Origin of the sequence: Stenotrophomonas sp. Ste86, from assembly GCF_024519465.1 — a bacterium.
Classification (GTDB): domain Bacteria; phylum Pseudomonadota; class Gammaproteobacteria; order Xanthomonadales; family Xanthomonadaceae; genus Stenotrophomonas.
Map to the genome: position 1 here is coordinate 141,321 of NZ_JALJRW010000003.1, position 18,779 is coordinate 160,099.

General features: G+C 66.8%; 12 protein-coding genes. 5 read left to right on the forward strand and 7 right to left on the reverse strand.

The genetic code is table 11. The features are described from left to right. Positions 1-70: 70 nt before the first annotated feature. From NR101_RS04515 to NR101_RS04525, 3 genes are all read right to left on the reverse strand, one after another. On the reverse strand, positions 71-1,372 hold the full coding sequence (locus tag NR101_RS04515) for an aminotransferase class I/II-fold pyridoxal phosphate-dependent enzyme (RefSeq protein WP_256775493.1): 1,302 nt from the start codon (positions 1,370-1,372) through the stop codon (positions 71-73). A 122-nt stretch (positions 1,373-1,494) separates the two neighbouring features. Beyond that, positions 1,495-4,080, reverse strand: a complete 2,586-nt coding sequence (clpB, locus tag NR101_RS04520) for an ATP-dependent chaperone ClpB (protein WP_256775494.1) — start codon at positions 4,078-4,080, stop codon at positions 1,495-1,497. Positions 4,081-4,705: 625 nt separating this feature from the next. Next, the gene (locus NR101_RS04525; protein ID WP_256775495.1) at positions 4,706-5,539 is read right to left on the reverse strand and encodes a DUF3014 domain-containing protein; all 834 of its coding nucleotides are present in this window, start codon (positions 5,537-5,539) and stop codon (positions 4,706-4,708) included. A gap of 212 nt (positions 5,540-5,751) precedes the next feature. On the opposite strand from NR101_RS04525, the gene NR101_RS04530 reads away from it, so the two are divergent. Further along, the gene (locus NR101_RS04530; protein ID WP_256775496.1) at positions 5,752-6,462 is read left to right on the forward strand and encodes a glutathione S-transferase; all 711 of its coding nucleotides are present in this window, start codon (positions 5,752-5,754) and stop codon (positions 6,460-6,462) included. Between the two features lie 104 nt (positions 6,463-6,566). On the opposite strand, the gene NR101_RS04535 is transcribed toward NR101_RS04530, so the two are convergent. The 4 genes from NR101_RS04535 to NR101_RS04550 all read right to left on the reverse strand — a co-directional run bounded on the left by NR101_RS04535 (position 6,567) and on the right by NR101_RS04550 (position 11,703). Continuing rightward, positions 6,567-8,156 (reverse strand): hypothetical protein, encoded by a 1,590-nt coding sequence (locus tag NR101_RS04535; RefSeq protein ID WP_256775497.1) that lies wholly within the window; start codon positions 8,154-8,156, stop codon positions 6,567-6,569. Between the two features lie 360 nt (positions 8,157-8,516). Beyond that, the gene (locus NR101_RS04540; RefSeq protein ID WP_256775498.1) at positions 8,517-10,238 is read right to left on the reverse strand and encodes a thiamine pyrophosphate-dependent enzyme; all 1,722 of its coding nucleotides are present in this window, start codon (positions 10,236-10,238) and stop codon (positions 8,517-8,519) included. 80 nt (positions 10,239-10,318) lie between these two features. Beyond that, positions 10,319-11,185, reverse strand: coding sequence for an SH3 domain-containing protein (locus tag NR101_RS04545; RefSeq protein ID WP_256775499.1), 867 nt, complete (start codon positions 11,183-11,185; stop codon positions 10,319-10,321). A 35-nt stretch (positions 11,186-11,220) separates the two neighbouring features. Beyond that, complete coding sequence (locus tag NR101_RS04550; protein WP_256775500.1) at positions 11,221-11,703, reverse strand: DUF3574 domain-containing protein; 483 nt, start codon at positions 11,701-11,703, stop codon at positions 11,221-11,223. A gap of 233 nt (positions 11,704-11,936) precedes the next feature. On the opposite strand from NR101_RS04550, the gene NR101_RS04555 reads away from it, so the two are divergent. The 4 genes from NR101_RS04555 to otsA all read left to right on the forward strand — a co-directional run bounded on the left by NR101_RS04555 (position 11,937) and on the right by otsA (position 18,616). Further along, the gene (locus tag NR101_RS04555) at positions 11,937-14,387 is read left to right on the forward strand and encodes a TonB-dependent receptor (RefSeq protein WP_256775501.1); all 2,451 of its coding nucleotides are present in this window, start codon (positions 11,937-11,939) and stop codon (positions 14,385-14,387) included. Between the two features lie 251 nt (positions 14,388-14,638). Further along, positions 14,639-15,397 carry a trehalose-phosphatase gene (gene otsB / locus NR101_RS04560; protein WP_256775502.1) on the forward strand — a complete coding sequence of 253 codons (759 nt, stop codon included), beginning with the start codon at positions 14,639-14,641 and terminating at the stop codon, positions 15,395-15,397. Positions 15,398-15,473: 76 nt separating this feature from the next. After that, complete coding sequence (locus NR101_RS04565) at positions 15,474-17,255, forward strand: glycoside hydrolase family 15 protein (protein ID WP_256775503.1); 1,782 nt, start codon at positions 15,474-15,476, stop codon at positions 17,253-17,255. Beyond that, positions 17,252-18,616 carry an alpha,alpha-trehalose-phosphate synthase (UDP-forming) gene (gene otsA / locus NR101_RS04570; RefSeq protein WP_256775504.1) on the forward strand — a complete coding sequence of 455 codons (1,365 nt, stop codon included), beginning with the start codon at positions 17,252-17,254 and terminating at the stop codon, positions 18,614-18,616. Before NR101_RS04565 ends, otsA begins: the two co-directional genes overlap by 4 nt. The last annotated feature ends 163 nt before the right edge of the window (positions 18,617-18,779 follow it).

The following is an 18,779-nucleotide window of genomic DNA, read 5'->3' on the forward strand; positions in this document are numbered from 1 at the left end:
ATAGCGCAGCCTCGGCGGCGTCAAAAACCCCACGGCGGACGGCCCGCACCGGCCGCCGTGGGCCCCACCTCTACGCCTTCGCCAACGCCTGCTGCAGGTCGGCCAGCAGGTCGTCGATATGTTCGATGCCGATCGACAGCCGAACGGTGTCTTCGCTTACACCGGCTTTCTCCAGCTCGGCCGCGTCCAGCTGGCGGTGCGTGGTCGAGGCCGGATGGGTGGCCAGCGATTTGGCGTCGCCCAGATTCACCAGGCGGGTGAACAACTGCAGCGCATCCAGGAAGCGTGCGCCGGCGGCGCGGCCACCGGGCAGGCCGAAGGTGAGCACGCCCGAGCCGTGGCCGCGCAGGTACTTCTGCACCAGCGCATGCTCAGGGTGGTCCGGCAGCGCGGCATAGTTCACCCAGTCCACCTTGGCGTGGTCGCGCAGGAACTGCGCCACCGCCAGCGCGTTGGCGTTGATCCGGTCCATGCGCAGCGCCAGGGTTTCGATGCCCTGCAGGATCAGGAACGAATTGAACGGGGAGATCGCCGCGCCGGTGTTGCGCAGTGGCACCACCCGCGCGCGGCCGATGTAGGCCGCCGGGCCGAGCGCCTCGGTATAGACCACGCCGTGGTAGCTCACGTCCGGCTCGTTGAGCCGGCGGAAGCGCTGCTTGTGCTCGGCCCAGGGGAAGCGGCCCGAATCGACGATGGCGCCGCCCAGGCTGGTGCCATGGCCGCCGAGATACTTGGTCAGCGAGTGCACCACGATGTCCGCGCCGAAATCGAACGAGCGCTGCAGGTAAGGGGTGGCCACGGTGTTGTCCACGATTACCGGCACACCGTGCGCGTGGGCGATCTTCGCCACCGCTTCGATATCGGTGATGTTGCCGCGTGGGTTGCCGATCGACTCGACGAAGACGGCCTTGGTGCGGTTGTCGATCAGGGCCGCGAACGCCTCGGGATCGTTGTAGTCGGCAAACCGGGTCTGGATGCCGAACTGCGGCAGGGTATGCGCGAACAGGTTGTAGGTGCCGCCATACAGCGCACTGGAGGAAACGATGTTGTCGCCGGCTTCGGCGATGGTCTGGATCGCGTAGGTGATGGCGGCCTGCCCGGAGGCCAGCGCCAGCGCGCCGATGCCGCCTTCGAGCGCGGCGATGCGCTGCTCCAGCACGTCGGTGGTGGGGTTCATGATGCGGGTGTAGATGTTGCCCGGCACCTTCAGGTCGAACAGGTCCGCACCGTGCTGGGTGTCATCGAAGGCGTAGGCCACGGTCTGGTAGATCGGCACCGCCACCGCGCGGGTGGTTGGATCGGGCGTGTAGCCGCCGTGGACGGCGATGGTCTCCGTGCGCCACGGTGATGGGGGACTGCCGTGCTCGGACATCTCGTCTCCTCCGGTTGAACGCTGACGATACCGAACAAAAAACCCCCGCCGGGGCGGGGGTTCATGCCAATGCCGCATGGCGTGAGGCCAAACGGCTATCAGGCCGCAGGCACGGGACAGGATCAGCCCTTCACGAACACCAGCTTGCCTTCGGCTGCGTCGACGCGGATCACATCGCCGCTGAGGAACTCGCCGGACAGGATCTTCTGCGCCAGCGGGTTCTCCATCTGCGACTGGATCGCGCGCTTGAGCGGCCGCGCGCCGTAGACCGGATCGAAGCCGACATTGCCCAGCAGTTGGAAGGCGGCGTCGCTGACCTCGATGCGCAGGCCACGTTCGGCCAGGCGCTTTTCCAGGCCCTGCATCTGGATGCGCGCGATCTGCTTGATCTGCACCTTGTCCAGCGGGTGGAACACCACGATGTCGTCCAGGCGGTTGATGAACTCCGGGCGGAAGTGCGCCTGCACCACCCCCATCACCGCGGCCTTCATCTGCGTGTAGGCCTCCGGGCTGTCATCGCTGCTCATGTCCTGGATCTGGTGCGAGCCCAGGTTGGAGGTCATCACGATGACGGTGTTGCGGAAGTCCACGGTGCGGCCCTGGCCGTCGGTGAGGCGGCCATCGTCGAGCACCTGCAGCAGGATGTTGAACACATCCGGATGCGCCTTCTCCACTTCGTCCAGCAGGATCAGCGAGTACGGACGACGACGCACCGCCTCGGTGAGGTAGCCGCCCTCTTCGTAGCCGACATACCCCGGGGGCGCACCGATCAGGCGGGCCACGCTGTGCTTCTCCATGAACTCGCTCATGTCGATGCGGATCATCGCGTCGGTGCTGTCGAACAGGAACTCGGCCAGCGCCTTGCACAGCTCGGTCTTGCCGACGCCGGTGGGGCCCAGGAACAGGAACGAGCCGCTCGGGCGATCCGGATCGGACAAGCCGGCACGCGAGCGACGCACGGCATCGGACACCACCTTGATCGCCTCTTCCTGGCCGACCACGCGGTCATGCAGCATGTCTTCCATGCGCAGCAGCTTGTCGCGCTCGCCTTCGAGCATGCGGTTGACCGGGATACCGGTCCAGCGCGAGACCACCTCGGCGATCTCCTCGGCGGTGACCCGGTCCTGGACCAGCTTGAACTCGGTGGTTTCCACTTCCTGCGCGGCGGCCAGCTGCTTTTCCAGCTGCGGCAACTGCCCGTACTGGATTTCGCTCATGCGGCCGAAATCCTGCCGGCGCTGGGCCGATTCCAGCTCCAGCTTGGCGTGCTCGATCTGCTCCTTGATCTTGGTGGCGCCCTGCAGCGTTGCCTTTTCCGACTTCCAGATTTCATTGAGGTCGGAGAACTCGCGCTCCAGCGCATCGATATCGCTTTCCAGATCGGCCAGGCGCTGCCGCGAGGCCTCGTCCTTTTCCTTCTTGAGCATTTCGCGCTGGATCTTCAACTGGATCACGCGACGCTCCAGGCGATCCAGTTCCTCCGGCTTGGAGTCGATCTCCATGCGGATGCGCGAGGCCGCCTCGTCCATCAGGTCGATGGCCTTGTCCGGCAGCTGACGGTCGGCGATGTAGCGGTGCGACAACGTGGCGGCGGCGACGATCGCCGGGTCGGTGATCTCCACGCCATGGTGCACGGCATACTTTTCCTTCAACCCACGCAGGATCGCGATGGTGTCCTCCACGCTGGGCTCGCCCACCAGCACCTTCTGGAAGCGGCGCTCCAGCGCGGCATCCTTCTCGATGTACTTGCGGTACTCATCCAGGGTGGTGGCGCCCACGCAATGCAGCTCGCCACGCGCCAGCGCCGGCTTGAGCATGTTGCCGGCATCCATCGCGCCATCGGCCTTGCCCGCGCCGACCATGGTGTGCAGCTCATCGATGAACAGGATCACCTGCCCTTCGCTCTTGGCCAGGTCGTTGAGCACGGCCTTGAGGCGTTCTTCGAATTCACCACGGAACTTGGCACCGGCAATCAGCGCGCCCATGTCCAGCGACAGCACGCGCTTGCCGCGCAGGCCTTCGGGCACTTCGTCGTTGATGATGCGCTGGGCCAGGCCCTCGACAATGGCCGTCTTGCCCACGCCGGGTTCACCGATCAGCACCGGGTTGTTTTTGGTCCGGCGCTGCAGCACCTGGATGGTGCGGCGGATCTCTTCGTCACGGCCGATCACCGGGTCCAGCTTGCCGCTCTCGGCGCGCGCGGTCAGGTCGATGGTGTACTTTTCCAGCGCCTGGCGCTGTTCTTCGGCGTTCTCCGACTGCACGCTCTCGCCGCCGCGGATCTTGTCGATCGCCGCGTCGATGCGGGTCTTGTCGGCACCGGCGGCGCGCAGCGCCATGCCCAGCGTGCCGCTGTCGTCCAGCGCGGCCAGCACGAACCACTCGCTGGCGATGAAGGCATCGCCGTGCTGCTGGGCCAGCTTGTCGGTGTTGTTGAGCAGCCGGTTGAGGTCGTTGCCGATGGACAGGTTGCCTTCCTGCCCGGAGACCTTCGGCAAGGCGTCGAGCGCCTCGTTGAGGCGTTCACGCAGCACCGGCACGTTGACCCCGGCCTGGGAAAGCAGCGGGCGCGTGCTGCCGCCCTGCTGGTCCAGCAGCGCCGTGAATACGTGCACCGGTTCGATGATGTTGTGGTCGCGGCCCACGGCCAGCGACTGCGCGTCAGCCAGCGCCTGCTGGAAACGCGAGGTGAGCTTGTCCATCCGCATGGGGAGTTCCTCTTTCGTGTAATGGCCAGCCTGGCTGGCAGATGTAACGGATATGCGGTTGTCGCGCAGTGATTCAAGACAATCCGGGCTGGCAATACAGCGCTCGCATCTCAATATATGCGAATACGTATCATTACTATTCAGCATTCGGCGTTGGCTGGTGTGGCTTTTAGAGTGATTCCCATGCAGCCACGACACGAGGTCGTCGGCACGCTGTCCCGTTACCCTCGCCGCCGCAGGGCTGGCTGGGGGGTCGCGTGGCCTGCCGGGAAACCGCTGCCGACGTCACCAGGACACCGTCGCCCGCCTGCTGCACGACCGTGACCTGTCGGCCCTGCACGCGCCGCGGGCGTTGCTGGCCACGGTAGCGCGCGGGCTGGCGGCCAACGGGTTCTGGCGCCAGGGCCTGGTGCCTGACGTGCTTCAGCAGCTGGATGCAATGCGCGACGGCCTGCCGTCCCTGGCGCGCCGCATGCTCGTTCCGGCCAGTTCGACGGCCTGCGTTACGACGCCCTCAGCGACCGTCCTTGTCGCCCGTCAAGCGCCGCACGAAACGCGCCCTGCTTCGCTGCCTGCCGCCAACGCGCCGCCCTTCCCACCTCCGGACCGGCGGCAGCGCCCGCCATCAGCCGCGGCTGATTGCCGCGCGGATCGCCCGCAGCTGCTGTTTCACTGCGTGTGCCTGCGCGGCGTCCATGCGCAGCAGCAGCTTCTGTCCCACCGAGCGTGCCTGCAGCGCGGGATCGACAAAGCGATAGCGGCCGCGCTCATCGCGCGTTACCGACAACGGGCGCGGCGGCTCCGGTGTCTGCAGCAGGTGGTCGATCACCGCCACCAACCGGTCGTTGAAGTACGCGTTGGGCTGCCCCAGTTCTGCATACGCCTGCTGAAGCAACGGGTAGACGCGCACATAGGCCTTGCCCGCCGCCACCGCATCCAGCGCGGTAAAGGCCTTGACGTAGGGGGCGTAGCGCGCGGCGTTGGTCGCCGCGATGTGCATCGTGCCATCCACCGTCTGGACCTGCAGGCTGCCGGGCAACGCACGCACCGCCATCGCGGGCGTTGGCACGCTGGGCTTGTCGAGGTTGTCGATATGGGTGACCACGCGCTGGATCAGATGATCGCGCAACAGCAGTACCAGTGCGCCGTCGCCGTTGAACAGCGACGACAGTGCGTCGAACACCGGCCCATCGCTGTCGGCCAGGGGGGGCAGTGCCGGATCGGCCGCATCCCGGGGATCGACCGGATGCTGGATGGGAGGCGGCGCTGGCGCCGCAGGTGATGCAGGAGCGGGCGATATCTTCGTACCCGTACCCGGTTGTGCTGCCGGCGCCTGCACGGGCACCTGTATGTCATCGACAAGACCGCGCAGGGTGTCGCTGAACAACCACGTTCCCGCACCGCCGATCACCACCACACCCAACACCCACGGCCAGATCGCCTTTCCACTCTTCTGCATGTTGCCGTACCTCGCGTTGCACGTGCCTGGACACCGTGTGACCCCCGCCATCGGGCGGGGTTCCCTGCGCACCTGCACGACCGCAGGATGCGCGTTGACACCGCATCATCCCGCAGGCGCGATGAACCGCTGCCACGCCCGCCGCCACACACGCTCACGCCCGCGTAGCATGGGCACGCCGATGCTGTGCACTGTTCTTGTGGAGCACCGTGATGCAGTACGAGCTTTACTACTGGACCGGCATCCAGGGCCGTGGCGAGTTCATCCGGCTGGCGCTGGAAGATGCTGGCGCGGCCTACACCGACATGGCGCGCGTGCATGGCGACGCGGTGATGCAGCCGTTCCTGCAGGGCAAGGAAGACGGCCTGCGCCCGTTCGCCCCGCCTTTTCTGAAGAGTGGCAGGCAGGTGATCGCCCAGGTGGGCGCGATCCTGGACTACCTTGCGCCGGAGCTCGGCCTGGTGCCCGAGGCGGCCTCACGCCGTCAGCAGGCGCTGCAGTTGCAGTTGACCATCGCCGACCTGGTCGCCGAAGTGCACGACACCCACCACCCGATCTCCGCATCGACGTACTACGAGGACCAGAAGCACGAAGCCAAGGCACGCGCCGCGGCGATGCGGACCGAGCGGCTGCCGAAATTCCTGGGCTACTTCGAAGGCGTGCTGAAGGACAACGGCGAGCGCCATCCGCTGCGCGAGCACTCTTACGTGGACCTGTCGCTGTTCCAGCTGCTGAGCGGGCTGGAGTACATGTTCCCGCGGCGCATGCAGGCGCTGTGGCCCGCGTCGCCGTTGCTGCACGCGCTCAAGGAGCGGGTGGAACGGCGGCCGAACATCGCTGCCTACCTGGCGTCCGACCGCCGCCTTGCATTCAACACCAACGGCATTTTCCGCCACTACCCGGAGCTGGATGGCGACACCTGATTGCCGCACACCGCCCCGGTTGGTAGTGCCGGCCGCTGGCCGGCCACCGGGCGGTAGCGCGGTCCACCTGGCGCCGGCCAACGGCCGGCACTCCCTCGCCGTCGTCAGCGTTCCTGCTTCTGCAGCGACAGCAGCGCCAGCAATCCGGCCAGCGCCACGTAGGCACCGGCAAACTGCCACATGATGATCTTCGGCAAGCCCACCAGCTGCCACGGCAGATAGATGCCGCCACGCGGGTCCACCGAGTGGATCAACCCGAACAGGGTGAGCGCCGCTGCCACCAGCAGGAGACCGGAAGAGCGCAGCAGCCTGCCGTCGATCATCGCCACCACCGCGGCGATCCACAGCATAGAGGTGATGATGAAGCCATTGCCCAGGGTGAAGACCACCGCCAGCTCGGGCAGGCCGTGGCCGTCGAGCGTGGCGGTCATCGCCGCCAGCTGCGCCGGTGCGATCCAGCCAGGCGCCTTGATCGCCAGCAGGTAAGCCACCGAGGGCAGGAAGCCCAGCACCATCGCGCCGGCGTGTTCACGCGGGGTGGCCTGGAAGGCCTGCGTGGTGATGTCGATGGCCACGTATACGATGATCGGTGCCAGCACCGCCAACGGCAGCCACTGCACCAGCCCGGAGATCACCCCGAGCATGCCGCCGATGCCCACGAACAGGCCGGTCAGCAGCGTGTAGCCGCTGCGCGCGCCCATGTGCTTGTAGGCCGGCTGGCCGATGTACGGCGTGGTCTGCGCAACACCGCCGCATAGCCCGGCGACCAGCGTCGCCACCGCTTCGACCAGCAGGATGTCGCGGGTGCGGTAGTCGTCGCCGGCCGCGCGCGCGCTTTCGGAAACGTTGATACCGCCCACCACCATCAGCAGGCCGAACGGCAGCAGCAGCGGCAGGTAGGTGATTGCCGTCGGCAGGCCCTCAATGAAGCCCAACGTCGGCCACGGCAGCACCACCTGCGGCGGCGTCCAGTCGGGCACGTGGAAGCCCGGTGCGCCCAGGCCGGCCAGGCCCAGGCCGTAATACAGGATCGTGCCGAACACGAACGCGACCAGCACGCCCGGCGCGCGGATCGGCAGCTTGCGCTTGGCGAGCAGCACGTACAGCAGCAGGCCCAGGGTGACGAAGCCGACGATCGGCGAACGCAGGGTTTCCAGCAGCGGCAGGAAGCCCATCAGCACGATCGCGATGCCGGCGATGGAGCCCAGCAGCGATGCACGCGGCAGTGCGCGGGTAACCGCTTCGCCGAAGAAGGACAGGATGACTTTCAGCACGCCCATGATCACCAGCGAGGCCATGCCCAGCTGCCAGGTGGCGATGGCCGCGTCATGCGGCGCCAGACCCTGCGCTTTGAAGGCGAGGAACGCCGGGCCGAGTACCAACAGGGCCATGCCGATGCTGGTGGGCGCATCCAGGCCAAGCGGCATCGCGGTGACATCATCACGCCCGGTGCGCGTGGCCAGGCGTCGCGCCATCCAGGTGTAGAGCACGTTGCCAACCAGCACGCCAAAGGCGGTGCCGGGGAACATGCGGCCGAACACCACGTCGGCAGGGAACTGGAAGATGCTGACCAGCGCCATCGCGATGAAGCCCAGGATCGACAGGTTGTCGACCACCAGACCGAAAAAACCGTTGAAATCGCCGGCGACGAACCAGCGGGGAGGTCCGGAGCGGACGGGAGCGGAGGCGGACATGCGCAAGGACGACCGTGGGGAGGGGGTAGCCGATGGTAGGGCCTCACCGCTCGTAGTAACAGGCACATGGATGGAACGCCGGGGGACATCGGTGCGCCTGCGCAGGGGGCGGACGCCGCTGCGCGCTGACCTGTCCCGGTGGTGCCGGCCGGTGATCGGCTTCCGATATCCCCTGCAGGATTCGGAGGAGCCGGCCAGCGGCCGGCACTACCTGGTCCTTCGACATCTCAGGGAGCCGGCCAGCCTGGTTCTTCGACATCTCGGGGAGCCGGCCAGCCTGGTCCTTCGACATCCTGGGGGAGCCGGCCAGCGGCCGGCACTACCTGGTCGCTTCGGCATCCCTGCGGCGCCGGCGCTGCCTCAGGGCTTGTTGAGGAAGTTGTTCGCGAGCAGGTCGCGCACGTCGCCCACCCGTCCGCTGAGCAGGGCCTTGGCCGCATACAGCGCGGTGCCGGCTACCTGCTTGGCCTCTACCTGCGGCGGCATCACCAGCTCGGTCGGGCTGGTGTGCACGTCCAGCAGCGCCGGGCCAGGGTGGGCCAGGAAGTCCTGCACCGCCTGCTCCAGGTCCTCCGAGCGGGTCACGGTGCGCCCGTAGAAGCCGATCACCTCGGCCAGCCGGCCGAAATCGGGGTTCTTCAGGTCGGTGTAGTTGTCCAGCAGACCCTCGACCTTCTGCTCCAGCTCAACGAAGTTGAGCGAACTGTTGTTGTAGACCACCACCTTGATCGGCAGGTTTTCCTGCACCGCCGTGAGCAGGTCGCCCAGCAGCATCGCGATGCCGCCATCGCCGGACAGCGAGATCACCTGCCGGCCCGGATACGCCTTCTGCAGGCCCAGTGCCTGTGGCATGGCATTGGCCATCGTGCCGTGCAGCAGGCTGGTCAGGGTGCGGCGACGGCCATTGGCGCGGATGTGGCGCAGGATCCATACCATCGGCGAGCCACCGTCGGCGGTGAACAAGGCATCGTCGCTGGCGTAGCGGTTGATCAGCGCGGTCAGGTGCTGCGGGTGGATCAGCTCGCCCTCGCCCGGCTCCTCTTCCTTGGCACGCGTTGCCAGCGCCTTGTCGCGGTGGCTGATGCACTCGTCCAGGAAGCTGCGGTCCTCGCGCGGCGGCAGAAGGGGCAACAGCGCCTCCAGCGTGGGCCCGATGTCGCCAACCACGCCCAGGTTGACCGGATGGCGGCGGCCGAGATGGCTGCCATCGCGATCGACCTGGATCAGCGTGGCCTTGTCCGGGTAGTACTGGCCCCACGCAAAGTCGGCGCCGAGCAGCAACAGCGTGTCGCAGGCCATCAGCGTGTGGTAGCCCGATTCGATGCCGAAGATGCCGGTCATGCCCATGTTGTACGGGTTGTCGTACTCCACGAAATCCTTGGCCCGCGAGGTGTGCGCGATCGGCGCCTTAAGCCGTTCGCCCAGCGCCACCAGTGCGTCATGGGCATGCTCGCAGCCGGCACCCGCATAGATGCCGATGCGCTTGCCATCGGCGATCAGCGCGGCGATGCGCTGCAGTTCGTCATCGCTGGGGCGCAGCACCGGCTGGGTGTAATGCACCGAAAACGGCACATCGTGCTTGACCTCGGCCTCGCTGATATCGGCCGGCAGGATCACCACCGCCACGCCACGCCGGCTGATCGCCGCCTGGCAGGCCAGCGCGACCACGCGGCGCGCCTGCTGCGGGCTGTGCACCTGCTCGCAGAACACGCTGCAGCTGGCATATACCGCCTTGAAATCAACCTCCTGCGGGAACTCCATGCCCAGCTCGGCAGTGACCACCTGGCTGGCGATCAGCACCATCGGCGCGCGGTTGCGGTTGGTCTCGAACACGCCGTTGATGAAGTGCAGGCCGCCCGGGCCGCAGGAACCGGCGCAGGCGGTGAGCTGCCCGCTGATCAAGGACTCGGCGCCGGCAGCGAACGCAGCCACTTCCTCATGGCGCATGTGCACCCACTCGATCTCGCTGTGGTGGATGGCATCGGTGACGTAGTTGAGGGTATCGCCGACGATGCCGTAACAGTGACGGACACCGGCGGCCTGCAGGGTTTCAACCACGATCTCGGCAACGCGCTTGCTCATGAGGGAACGTCCACTACCTGGGGGAAGCGTCAGGGTAGACCTGCGAAAGTGATCCCCATGTGCGAACCCGGGCAATCAGATCATGGATTGGCGTTTACCCACCCCACGATGTCGCCCCGCGTCGGGTTGGCATAGCGCACCTTCACCCAACCGTCCTGCTCGTCCAGCAGTTCAACGCGGTCACCGCGCACCAGGTAGCGCCGGGTGCTGGTGTCGCCGGGCCGGGCATGCAGCGGCACCCGCGCAGGCACCACCTCGCCGCTGAAGGGCAGCAATGGGCGGTCATTGCGCGGTGCGACCAGACCATCGGAGATGGCGGTCTCCAGTACCTTGCCAGCCGGGTCGTAGGTACTCCAGACCGCCATCGGGCCAGTGTCGGCGGTCTGCTTGACGAAGATCGTCGCCTCCAGCGCATCGCCAAGCATCAGCACGCGTTCGGCGCGATACAGATACAGCCGCCCCGCGTGATAGCGGTACAGGTCCGCGTACCACATCGGGCCACTGCGGCAGCTGCTGCTCAGGGTGCGGTTGGCGGCATCCACGTCCAGCCCCATCAGCTCGCCACACTGCGCATGCGAACCGGTCGGCAGCGTCAGCGGCACGAAGCGTCCCTGCTTTGGGTCGAAGCGGTACACCGCCACCGCTTCGTTGACCTGCCCTACCGAAGCGCGTGCCACCAGTTCGGGGCGACCGTCGAAGTCGACGTCCAGCTGGCTCAAGCGCGCGTTGCCATCGGCATCGGCTACGCCGTCCAGACGCTGCTGCCGACCCGAGGGCAGCAGCAGCGCAATGGTGCCCTGCGTTTCCACGCGGGCGGTAGCGGCCGTGCCCGGTCCAAGCACAATGCGCAGCTCCGCATCGGCTGCCGCCGCCTGCGCCACGGGCGCGCAGTCGGCCAACGCCAGCCCGAACAGCAGCACGCAACGCCCACGGGTGATCTCGTTCATGCCGGCCTCCTGCCGCGCCAAGGTGGCGCGCGTGCTCAGAACGATACTTCAACCGCCTGCTGCGCCCACAACACGGACTGATGACCGGTGGCCTGCTTCCACGCCAGCCGGATCGCTTCAATGTCCGCGCGACGCTGCGGGGTGTTCTCGTGCAGCACCACCAGCACCTTGGTGCGCAGGCGGTTGGGCTCGGCCGCGCCGCGGAACAGCCACTGGCCGTAGGCGTCGAACACGGTCAGACCGTCCGGAAAGCGCGGGGTGACTTCCTTGTCGAGAAAGGCACGCCACTGCGCGTCGGTGATGCCTTCGGTCTGCGGTCGGTCGGCCACGCCGGTTTCTTCCCCCACACCGAAATAGAGCTCGCTGCGCACCCAGCCGGCCGCAGCGTCGGGGCGCGCGGCGTCGCCCTGCAGGGTCGCCGTGGCGGTGGCGGGCGGGGTCGGCTTGGCGGCCGGGGCGGCAGTGGCACAGCCGCTGGTGGCCATAACCAGGGCGATCAGAATGGTGCGGAACTTCATGGACAACTCTCCGGAAACACAGGGACAGGCAGGGAAGGAGCGTGCCGGACATCCAGGTCCGGTGCAGATCGCCAACGGCTATCTGCTTATAACCACCCCGATGGGGCTTGCGTCACACAGGGACATCACGCGAAGATAATATATCGCTTCATCCGGATGGATTGGTAGCGCCAACCATTGGTCGGCGACGCCACTCCCCGTCCTCCCTCCCCCGTCGTCCTGCTGGAGTCCGCATGTCCCGTCCGTCCGCGTCGCGCCTTGGCCTTGCCATCGCGCTCGTCCTCTCCTCCCCCCTGCTCGCCCAGGATGCAACTGCGCAGGACGCGCCCGGCTCGGCCACCACGCTGGACACCGTGATCGTCACCGGCACCCGCGCGGTGGACCGCACCGTGCTGGAATCCACCTCGCCGGTGGACGTGCTCACCGCCGAAGACATCCGCAAGGCTGGCGTGGTCAACGGTGAACTGGGCAGCGCGCTGCAGGCGCTGCTGCCCTCGTTCAACTTCCCGCGCCAATCCAACTCCGGCGGTGCCGACCACATCCGCGCCGCGCAGCTGCGCGGGCTCTCGCCGGACCAAGTCCTGGTGCTGGTCAACGGCAAGCGCCGCCACACCAGCGCGCTGGTCAACACCGACAGCAAGATCGGCAAGGGCACCACGCCGGTAGACTTCAACGCCATTCCGATCAGCGCGATCAAGCGCATCGAAGTGCTGCGCGACGGCGCCGGCGCGCTGTACGGCTCCGATGCGGTGGCCGGGGTGATCAACGTGATCCTCGACGATGCCCCGGAAGGCGGCGCGTTCGAGGCCAGCTTCGGCGCCAACCACACCGACCTCAAGCCGATCGACCGCACCGTCACCGACGGCCAGACCAGCTATGCCAGTGCCAAGGTCGGCACCCGGCTGGGCGAAGACGGCGGCTTCCTGCGCGTGGGCCTGGAGCTGAAGAACCACGAAGGCACCAACCGCGCCGGCTTCGACCAGATCCCGCCGTGGGACCAGAGCGATACCAACCTGGCGCTGCAGGGCAAGCGCAATTACGTGCTTGGCGATGGCAAGACCCGTGACCTCAACGCCTGGATCAATACCGAGCTGCCGTTCGGTGAGACCTCCAAGTTCTATTTCTTCAGCACGTTCAACCAGCGCGACAGCGAAGGCGCCAACTACTTCCGCTACCCCGACAGCGACGCCAACTGGGCGCAGGTCTACCCCAACGGCTACCGCCCGATCTCCGAAGGCGAGAACCGCGACGTGCAGGCCGTGGCCGGTGCGAAGGGCCAATGGGGCGAGTGGAACTACGACGCCAGCCTGGATTACGGCACCAACCGCTTCACCTACCGCCTGCGCAACTCGCTCAACGCCTCGCTCGGTCCGACCAGCCCGACCCGCTTCAAAACCGGCGATTACCAGAACGAACTGACCGTGGCCAACCTCGACCTGGGCCGCGTGTTCAACCAGGGCGAGAACATCACCCACAGCCTCGGCCTGGGCGTGGAAGCGCGGCGTGACCACTACCAGACCCGCCCGGGCGACCCGAGCAGCTATGCCGCCGGCCCGTTCACCGATCGCCCGACCGGCTCGCAGGCCGGCGGCGGGCTGACTCCGCAGGATGCCACCTCGCTGTCGCGTGATGTGGCCAGCGCCTATGCCAGCCTGTCCAGCCAGTTCGGCGAGCATTTCTCCAGCGACCTGGCCGCGCGCTACGAACACAGCGATGACTACGGTGGCAAGCTGACCGGCAAGCTGGGCCTGCGCTATGAATTCACCCCGGCCTTCGCGCTGCGCGGCGCGATTTCCAACAACTTCCGCGCGCCGTCGCTGGCGCAGATCGGTTACGAATCCACCTCCACCGGTTACAACGCCGCCGGCCAGCTGGTGCGGGGCCGCGTGCTGTCGGTCAACAATCCCATCGCGCGGGGCCTGGGCGCATCGGACCTGAAGCCGGAGAAGTCGCTCAACACCAGCCTGGGCTTCACCAGCCGCATCGGCGACCACTTCGATGTGTCGCTGGACTTCTTCCAGATCGACATCGATGACCGCATCGCGCTGTCGGAGAGCATCACCGGCGATGCACTCACCGACTACGTGCAGCAGCAGTTCGGCGTGGCCGGCCTGCAGAGCGCGAGCTTCTTCGTCAATGCCGCCGACACCCGCACCCGCGGTGCCGAGCTGGTGAGCAACTGGCGGCAATCGCTGAGCGATGGCGAACTGCTGTTGACCGGTACCTACGCCTATACCAAGACCACGTTGAAGAACGTACTGGCCACCCCGGCCAGCCTGCTCGCGCTGGATCCGGAGTACGTGCTGTTCGGCGTGGAAGAAACCAACACCCTCACCGATGCCACCCCGCGCACCCGCGCCGCGCTCGCCGCCAGCTGGAGTGACGACCGCTGGTCGCTGAGCAGCCGGGTCAGCCGCTATGGCAGTGTCACCCGCGTGTTCAACTTCGGCGATGGCTTCGTCCCGCGCCAGACGTATGGGGCGGAATGGCAGCTGGATGCGGAAGTGGAGTTCAAGATCACCCCGCAGTGGAGCGTGGCCCTTGGCGGGCAGAACCTGACCGACAATTATTCGGATCTGTCCAACGACGATATCTACTACTACGGCAACCTGCCGTATGACGTGTTGTCGCCGATTGGTAGCAATGGTGCGTATTACTACGGGCGTGTGCGGTACACGTTCTGATCATTGGTGCAGCCGGGCATGGCCCGGCTCTACCGGGCGTGTGCGGTACACGTTCTGATCGTTGGTGCAGCCGACCAACGGTCGGCTCTACTGGTGAGGTGGTACGGTAGAGCCGACCCATGGTCGGCTGCTCTTCCCTCGGCGCACCCCATATTCGAGAAGGCTGGGCATTGCCCTTCCCGCACGTGAACATGGCACGCAACGCACGCCCATGACCTGACAATCACACCGTGAATGGCATGTTGGCACGCATGGCCAACGACCTCCCCCCGCGTCCGTCGCCGCCACTGCTGGACGATGCCTGTGCGTTGTTCCTCGACGTGGATGGCACCCTCATCGAATTCGAGCGCGACCCCGAAGCGGTCACGCTGCTGCCCGAAGTCCGCGAAGCCATCGGCCGCATCAGCGATCGCCTCGAAGGCGCCGTCGCCCTCATCAGCGGCCGCCCGCTCAACCAGCTCGACGACCTCTTCGCGCCCCTTCACCTCCCCGCCGCCGGACTGCACGGTCATGAACTGCGTCGCGCCGATGGCCACATCGACAGCCAGGCCAACAGCGCCGATACCAGCGAATGGCTGCACGCCGTACACCAGCAGGCCATGCGTTTCGCGCATGGCAACCCCGGTGTGCTGGTCGAAGACAAGGGCCGCAGCCTGGCCCTGCACTGGCGCGGTGCCCCGCATGCCGCCGACGAGGTGCGCGCGTTCGCCGAACGCCATATCCGCGGACACGCCGGCTACCGCCTGCAACCGGGCGACCACGTCGTCGAATTCGTCCCGCAGGGCAGCGACAAAGGCCGCGCCCTGCAACAGCTGATGCAGGAATACCCCTTCCGTGGCCGCCTGCCGGTGTTCCTCGGCGACGACCTCACCGACGAATTCGGCTTCGACGCCGCCAACGCCCAGCATGGCTGGAGCGTACTGGTCGGCGCGCGCAGCCCCAGCGCCGCCGTTTTCGCCCTGCCGGACATCCGCAGCGTGCATGCGTGGCTGCGGGAAAACGCGTACTGACCCTGGCCCTTTACCCCACCGATGCCGCCCCGCTGCATCCGCTGCGGTGGCACGGCCCGAACGAGATGCAGTACCCATGACACAACCCGATCTTAATCTTGGTGTAGTCGGCAACGGCAGCTTCGGCGCATTGATCGACCAACACGCACGCGTGGTGTGGAGCTGCCTGCCCACCTTCGATGGCGACCCCACCTTCTGTGCCCTGCTCAGCCCCAACCAGAACGAAGGCGGTGATTTCGCCATCGAACTGGAGGACCTGGTCAGCAGCGAACAGAGCTACCTCACCAACACGGCCATCCTGCGGACCGTGCTGCACGACAAGCACGGCGGCGCGCTGGAAATCATTGATTTCGCCCCGCGCTGGCGCCAGAACGACCGCTTCTACCGGCCAGTCAGCCTGATCCGCCAGGTCCGTCCGCTGGCCGGCAACCCGCGCATCATCGTGCGCGCGCGACCGCTGGCCGACTGGGGCGCGCGCGTCCCCGATGCCACCTGGGGCAGCAACCACATCCGCTGGGTCCTGCCCGATCACGTGCTGCGCCTGACCACCGACGTGCCGCTGCGGTTCGTCCGCGACGGCCTGCCCTTCGTGCTCAACCACCCGGTCAACCTGGTGCTCGGCGTGGACGAATCGCTGAACCGCTCGCTCAGCGGTTACGTGCAGGAGTCCTTCCAACGTACCCGTGACTACTGGCGCGAGTGGGTGCGTTACCTGTCCATCCCGTTGGAATGGCAGGACGCGGTGATCCGCAGTGCGATCACCCTCAAGCTGTGCCAGTACGAAGACAGCGGCGCGATCATCGCTGCGATGACCACCTCCATCCCAGAAGCGCCCGGCAGCATCCGCAACTGGGATTACCGCTACTGCTGGCTGCGCGATGCCGCCTTCGTGGTGCGCACGCTCAACCGGCTCGGCGCCACCCGTACCATGGAGCAGTTCCTGGGCTACATCTTCAACCTGGCCACCGCCGACGGCAGCCTGCAGCCGCTGTACGGAATCGGCTTCGAGGCGAAGCTGGAGGAAACCGAAGTGGCCTCGCTGGACGGCTACCGCGGCATGGGCCCGGTGCGTCGCGGCAACCTGGCCTGGGTGCAGCGCCAGCATGATGTCTACGGCAGCGTGGTGCTTGCGTCCACCCAGCTGTTCTTCGACCAGCGCCTGCAGGACCCGGGCGATGCGCACACCTTCGCGCGGCTGGAGCCGCTCGGCGAGCAGGCCTTCGCCCTGCACGACGTGCCCGACGCCGGTCTGTGGGAATTCCGCGGCCGCACCGAAGTGCACACCTACACCAGCGCGATGTGCTGGGCCGCCTGCGACCGGTTGTGCAAGATCGCCGTGCGCCTGAAGCTGGACGACCGTGCCGATTACTGGCGCGGGCGCGCCGACATCATCCACGCGCGCATCCTGGAAAAAGCGTGGAGCGAGCAGCTGGGGCGCTTCACCGACACCTTCGACGGCCACCGCCTGGACGCGTCCTTGCTGCTGCTGGCCGATATCGGCTTCATCGAGGCCAATGACCCGCGCTTCGTCGCCACGGTCGAAGCCATCGGCCGCGACCTCAAGCATGGCAACGCGCTGTACCGGTATGTGGCGCCCGATGACTTCGGCGAGCCGGAAACCAGCTTCACCATCTGCACCTTCTGGTATATCGATGCGCTGGCGGCGATCGGCCGCCTGGACGAAGCACGCGAGATGTTCGAAACCCTGCTCGAGCGCCGCAATCACCTGGGCCTGCTCTCCGAAGACCTGGCCTTCGACAGCGGCGAGGCCTGGGGCAACTTCCCGCAGACCTATTCGCACGTCGGCCTGATCACCGCCGCCATGCGCCTGTCGCGCAGCTGGCAGGAGGCCTCATGAGCCGGCTGGTGGTGGTGTCCAACCGGGTCGCGGTGCCCGGGGAAACCCGCGCCGGCGGGCTGGCAGTCGGCCTGCTCGCCGCGCTCAAGGAGCGCGGCGGGGTCTGGTTCGGCTGGAGTGGCAAATCGGTGCGCGACAACAGCGGTGCGGTGCATGAGCAGGTCGAAGGCGATATCCGCTATGTGACCATGGACCTCAACAAGCGCGACGTGGATGGCTACTACAACGGCTTTGCCAACCGCACGCTGTGGCCGCTGCTGCACTTCCGCCTGGACCTGGTCGACTACGACCGCGCCACCCGCGAAACCTATCGCCGGGTCAACGCGCTGTTCGCCGAAAAACTCGCGCCACTGCTGCGCGAGGACGACATCGTGTGGATCCACGATTACCACCTGATACCACTGGCCTCGCTGTTGCGCGAGCGCGGCATCGGCTGCCGGATCGGCTTCTTCCTGCACGTGCCGATGCCCTCGGCCGACCTGCTGCAGGCCATGCCCGACCACCTGCGGCTGTTTTCCAGCCTGTACGCCTATGATCTGGTCGGCTTCCAGACCCAACGCGACGCCGACCGTTTCCAATCCTACGTGCGCCTGTTCGGTGGCGGTCGGGTGCTGGCCGATGGCGAACTGGAGGCCCCGGGCGGTCGCCGCTTCCGTGCCGCCGCCTTCCCGATTGGCATCGATACCGAGCACATCGCGCGGCAGGCCAAGGCCGGCGCCAACAAACCGGCCGTGCGCGACCTGCGCAACAGCCTGCGCGACCGCCAGCTGGCGATCGGCGTGGACCGGCTGGATTACTCCAAGGGCCTGCCCGAGCGTTTCCTGGGCTTTGAGCGCTACCTGGAACGCCATCCGGACCAGCATGGCAGCCTCACCTACCTGCAGATCGCGCCGGTCTCGCGCGGCGATGTCACCGAGTACCGCCAGCTGCGCAGTCAGCTGGAACAGATCGCCGGGCACATCAACGGCGGCCACGCCGCGCCCGACTGGACGCCCCTGCGTTACGTCAACCAGAACTTCACCCATGCCACCTTGACCGGCTTCTACCGCGCCGCCGCGGTCGGCCTGGTCACGCCGCTGCGCGATGGCATGAACCTGGTGGCCAAAGAATACGTGGCCTCGCAGGACCCGGAAAATCCCGGTGTGCTGGTGCTGTCGCTGTTGGCGGGCGCGGCCGATGAACTCAAACAGGCGCTGCTGGTCAATCCGCACGACCTGGATGGCGTGGCCGATGCGATCGCCACCGCCGCCACCATGCCGTTGCGCAAACGCGTGGAGCGTTGGCAGGCGATGATGGAACACCTGCGCGCGCACGACATCAACCACTGGCGGCAGACCTATCTGCAGGCCCTGGAGGGCTGACGCGGGCGATTGCCCCGCTGCCCGCAGCGGACGTTGCGCGGCATGGGCGATGCTGCGGATGCCGCGCGGGCACTGACGCTTTCGACCCACATTGATTGCGGATGAAACGATTGTGTCATCGCCCTGCACAGACGCCTTGGCGTGTCGCGATCAACGCGCCGGA

Excerpts from the sequence above, each read along its gene's own strand:
- NR101_RS04515 (WP_256775493.1), bottom strand. The coding sequence starts at position 1,372 with ATGTCCGAGCACGGCAGTCCCCCATCACCGTGGCGCACGGAGACCATC.
- clpB (WP_256775494.1), bottom strand. The coding sequence starts at position 4,080 with ATGCGGATGGACAAGCTCACCTCGCGTTTCCAGCAGGCGCTGGCTGAC.
- NR101_RS04525 (WP_256775495.1), bottom strand. The coding sequence starts at position 5,539 with ATGCAGAAGAGTGGAAAGGCGATCTGGCCGTGGGTGTTGGGTGTGGTG.
- NR101_RS04530 (WP_256775496.1), top strand. The coding sequence starts at position 5,752 with ATGCAGTACGAGCTTTACTACTGGACCGGCATCCAGGGCCGTGGCGAG.
- NR101_RS04535 (WP_256775497.1), bottom strand. The coding sequence starts at position 8,156 with ATGTCCGCCTCCGCTCCCGTCCGCTCCGGACCTCCCCGCTGGTTCGTC.
- NR101_RS04540 (WP_256775498.1), bottom strand. The coding sequence starts at position 10,238 with ATGAGCAAGCGCGTTGCCGAGATCGTGGTTGAAACCCTGCAGGCCGCC.
- NR101_RS04545 (WP_256775499.1), bottom strand. The coding sequence starts at position 11,185 with ATGAACGAGATCACCCGTGGGCGTTGCGTGCTGCTGTTCGGGCTGGCG.
- NR101_RS04550 (WP_256775500.1), bottom strand. The coding sequence starts at position 11,703 with ATGAAGTTCCGCACCATTCTGATCGCCCTGGTTATGGCCACCAGCGGC.
- NR101_RS04555 (WP_256775501.1), top strand. The coding sequence starts at position 11,937 with ATGTCCCGTCCGTCCGCGTCGCGCCTTGGCCTTGCCATCGCGCTCGTC.
- otsB (WP_256775502.1), top strand. The coding sequence starts at position 14,639 with ATGGCCAACGACCTCCCCCCGCGTCCGTCGCCGCCACTGCTGGACGAT.
- NR101_RS04565 (WP_256775503.1), top strand. The coding sequence starts at position 15,474 with ATGACACAACCCGATCTTAATCTTGGTGTAGTCGGCAACGGCAGCTTC.
- otsA (WP_256775504.1), top strand. The coding sequence starts at position 17,252 with ATGAGCCGGCTGGTGGTGGTGTCCAACCGGGTCGCGGTGCCCGGGGAA.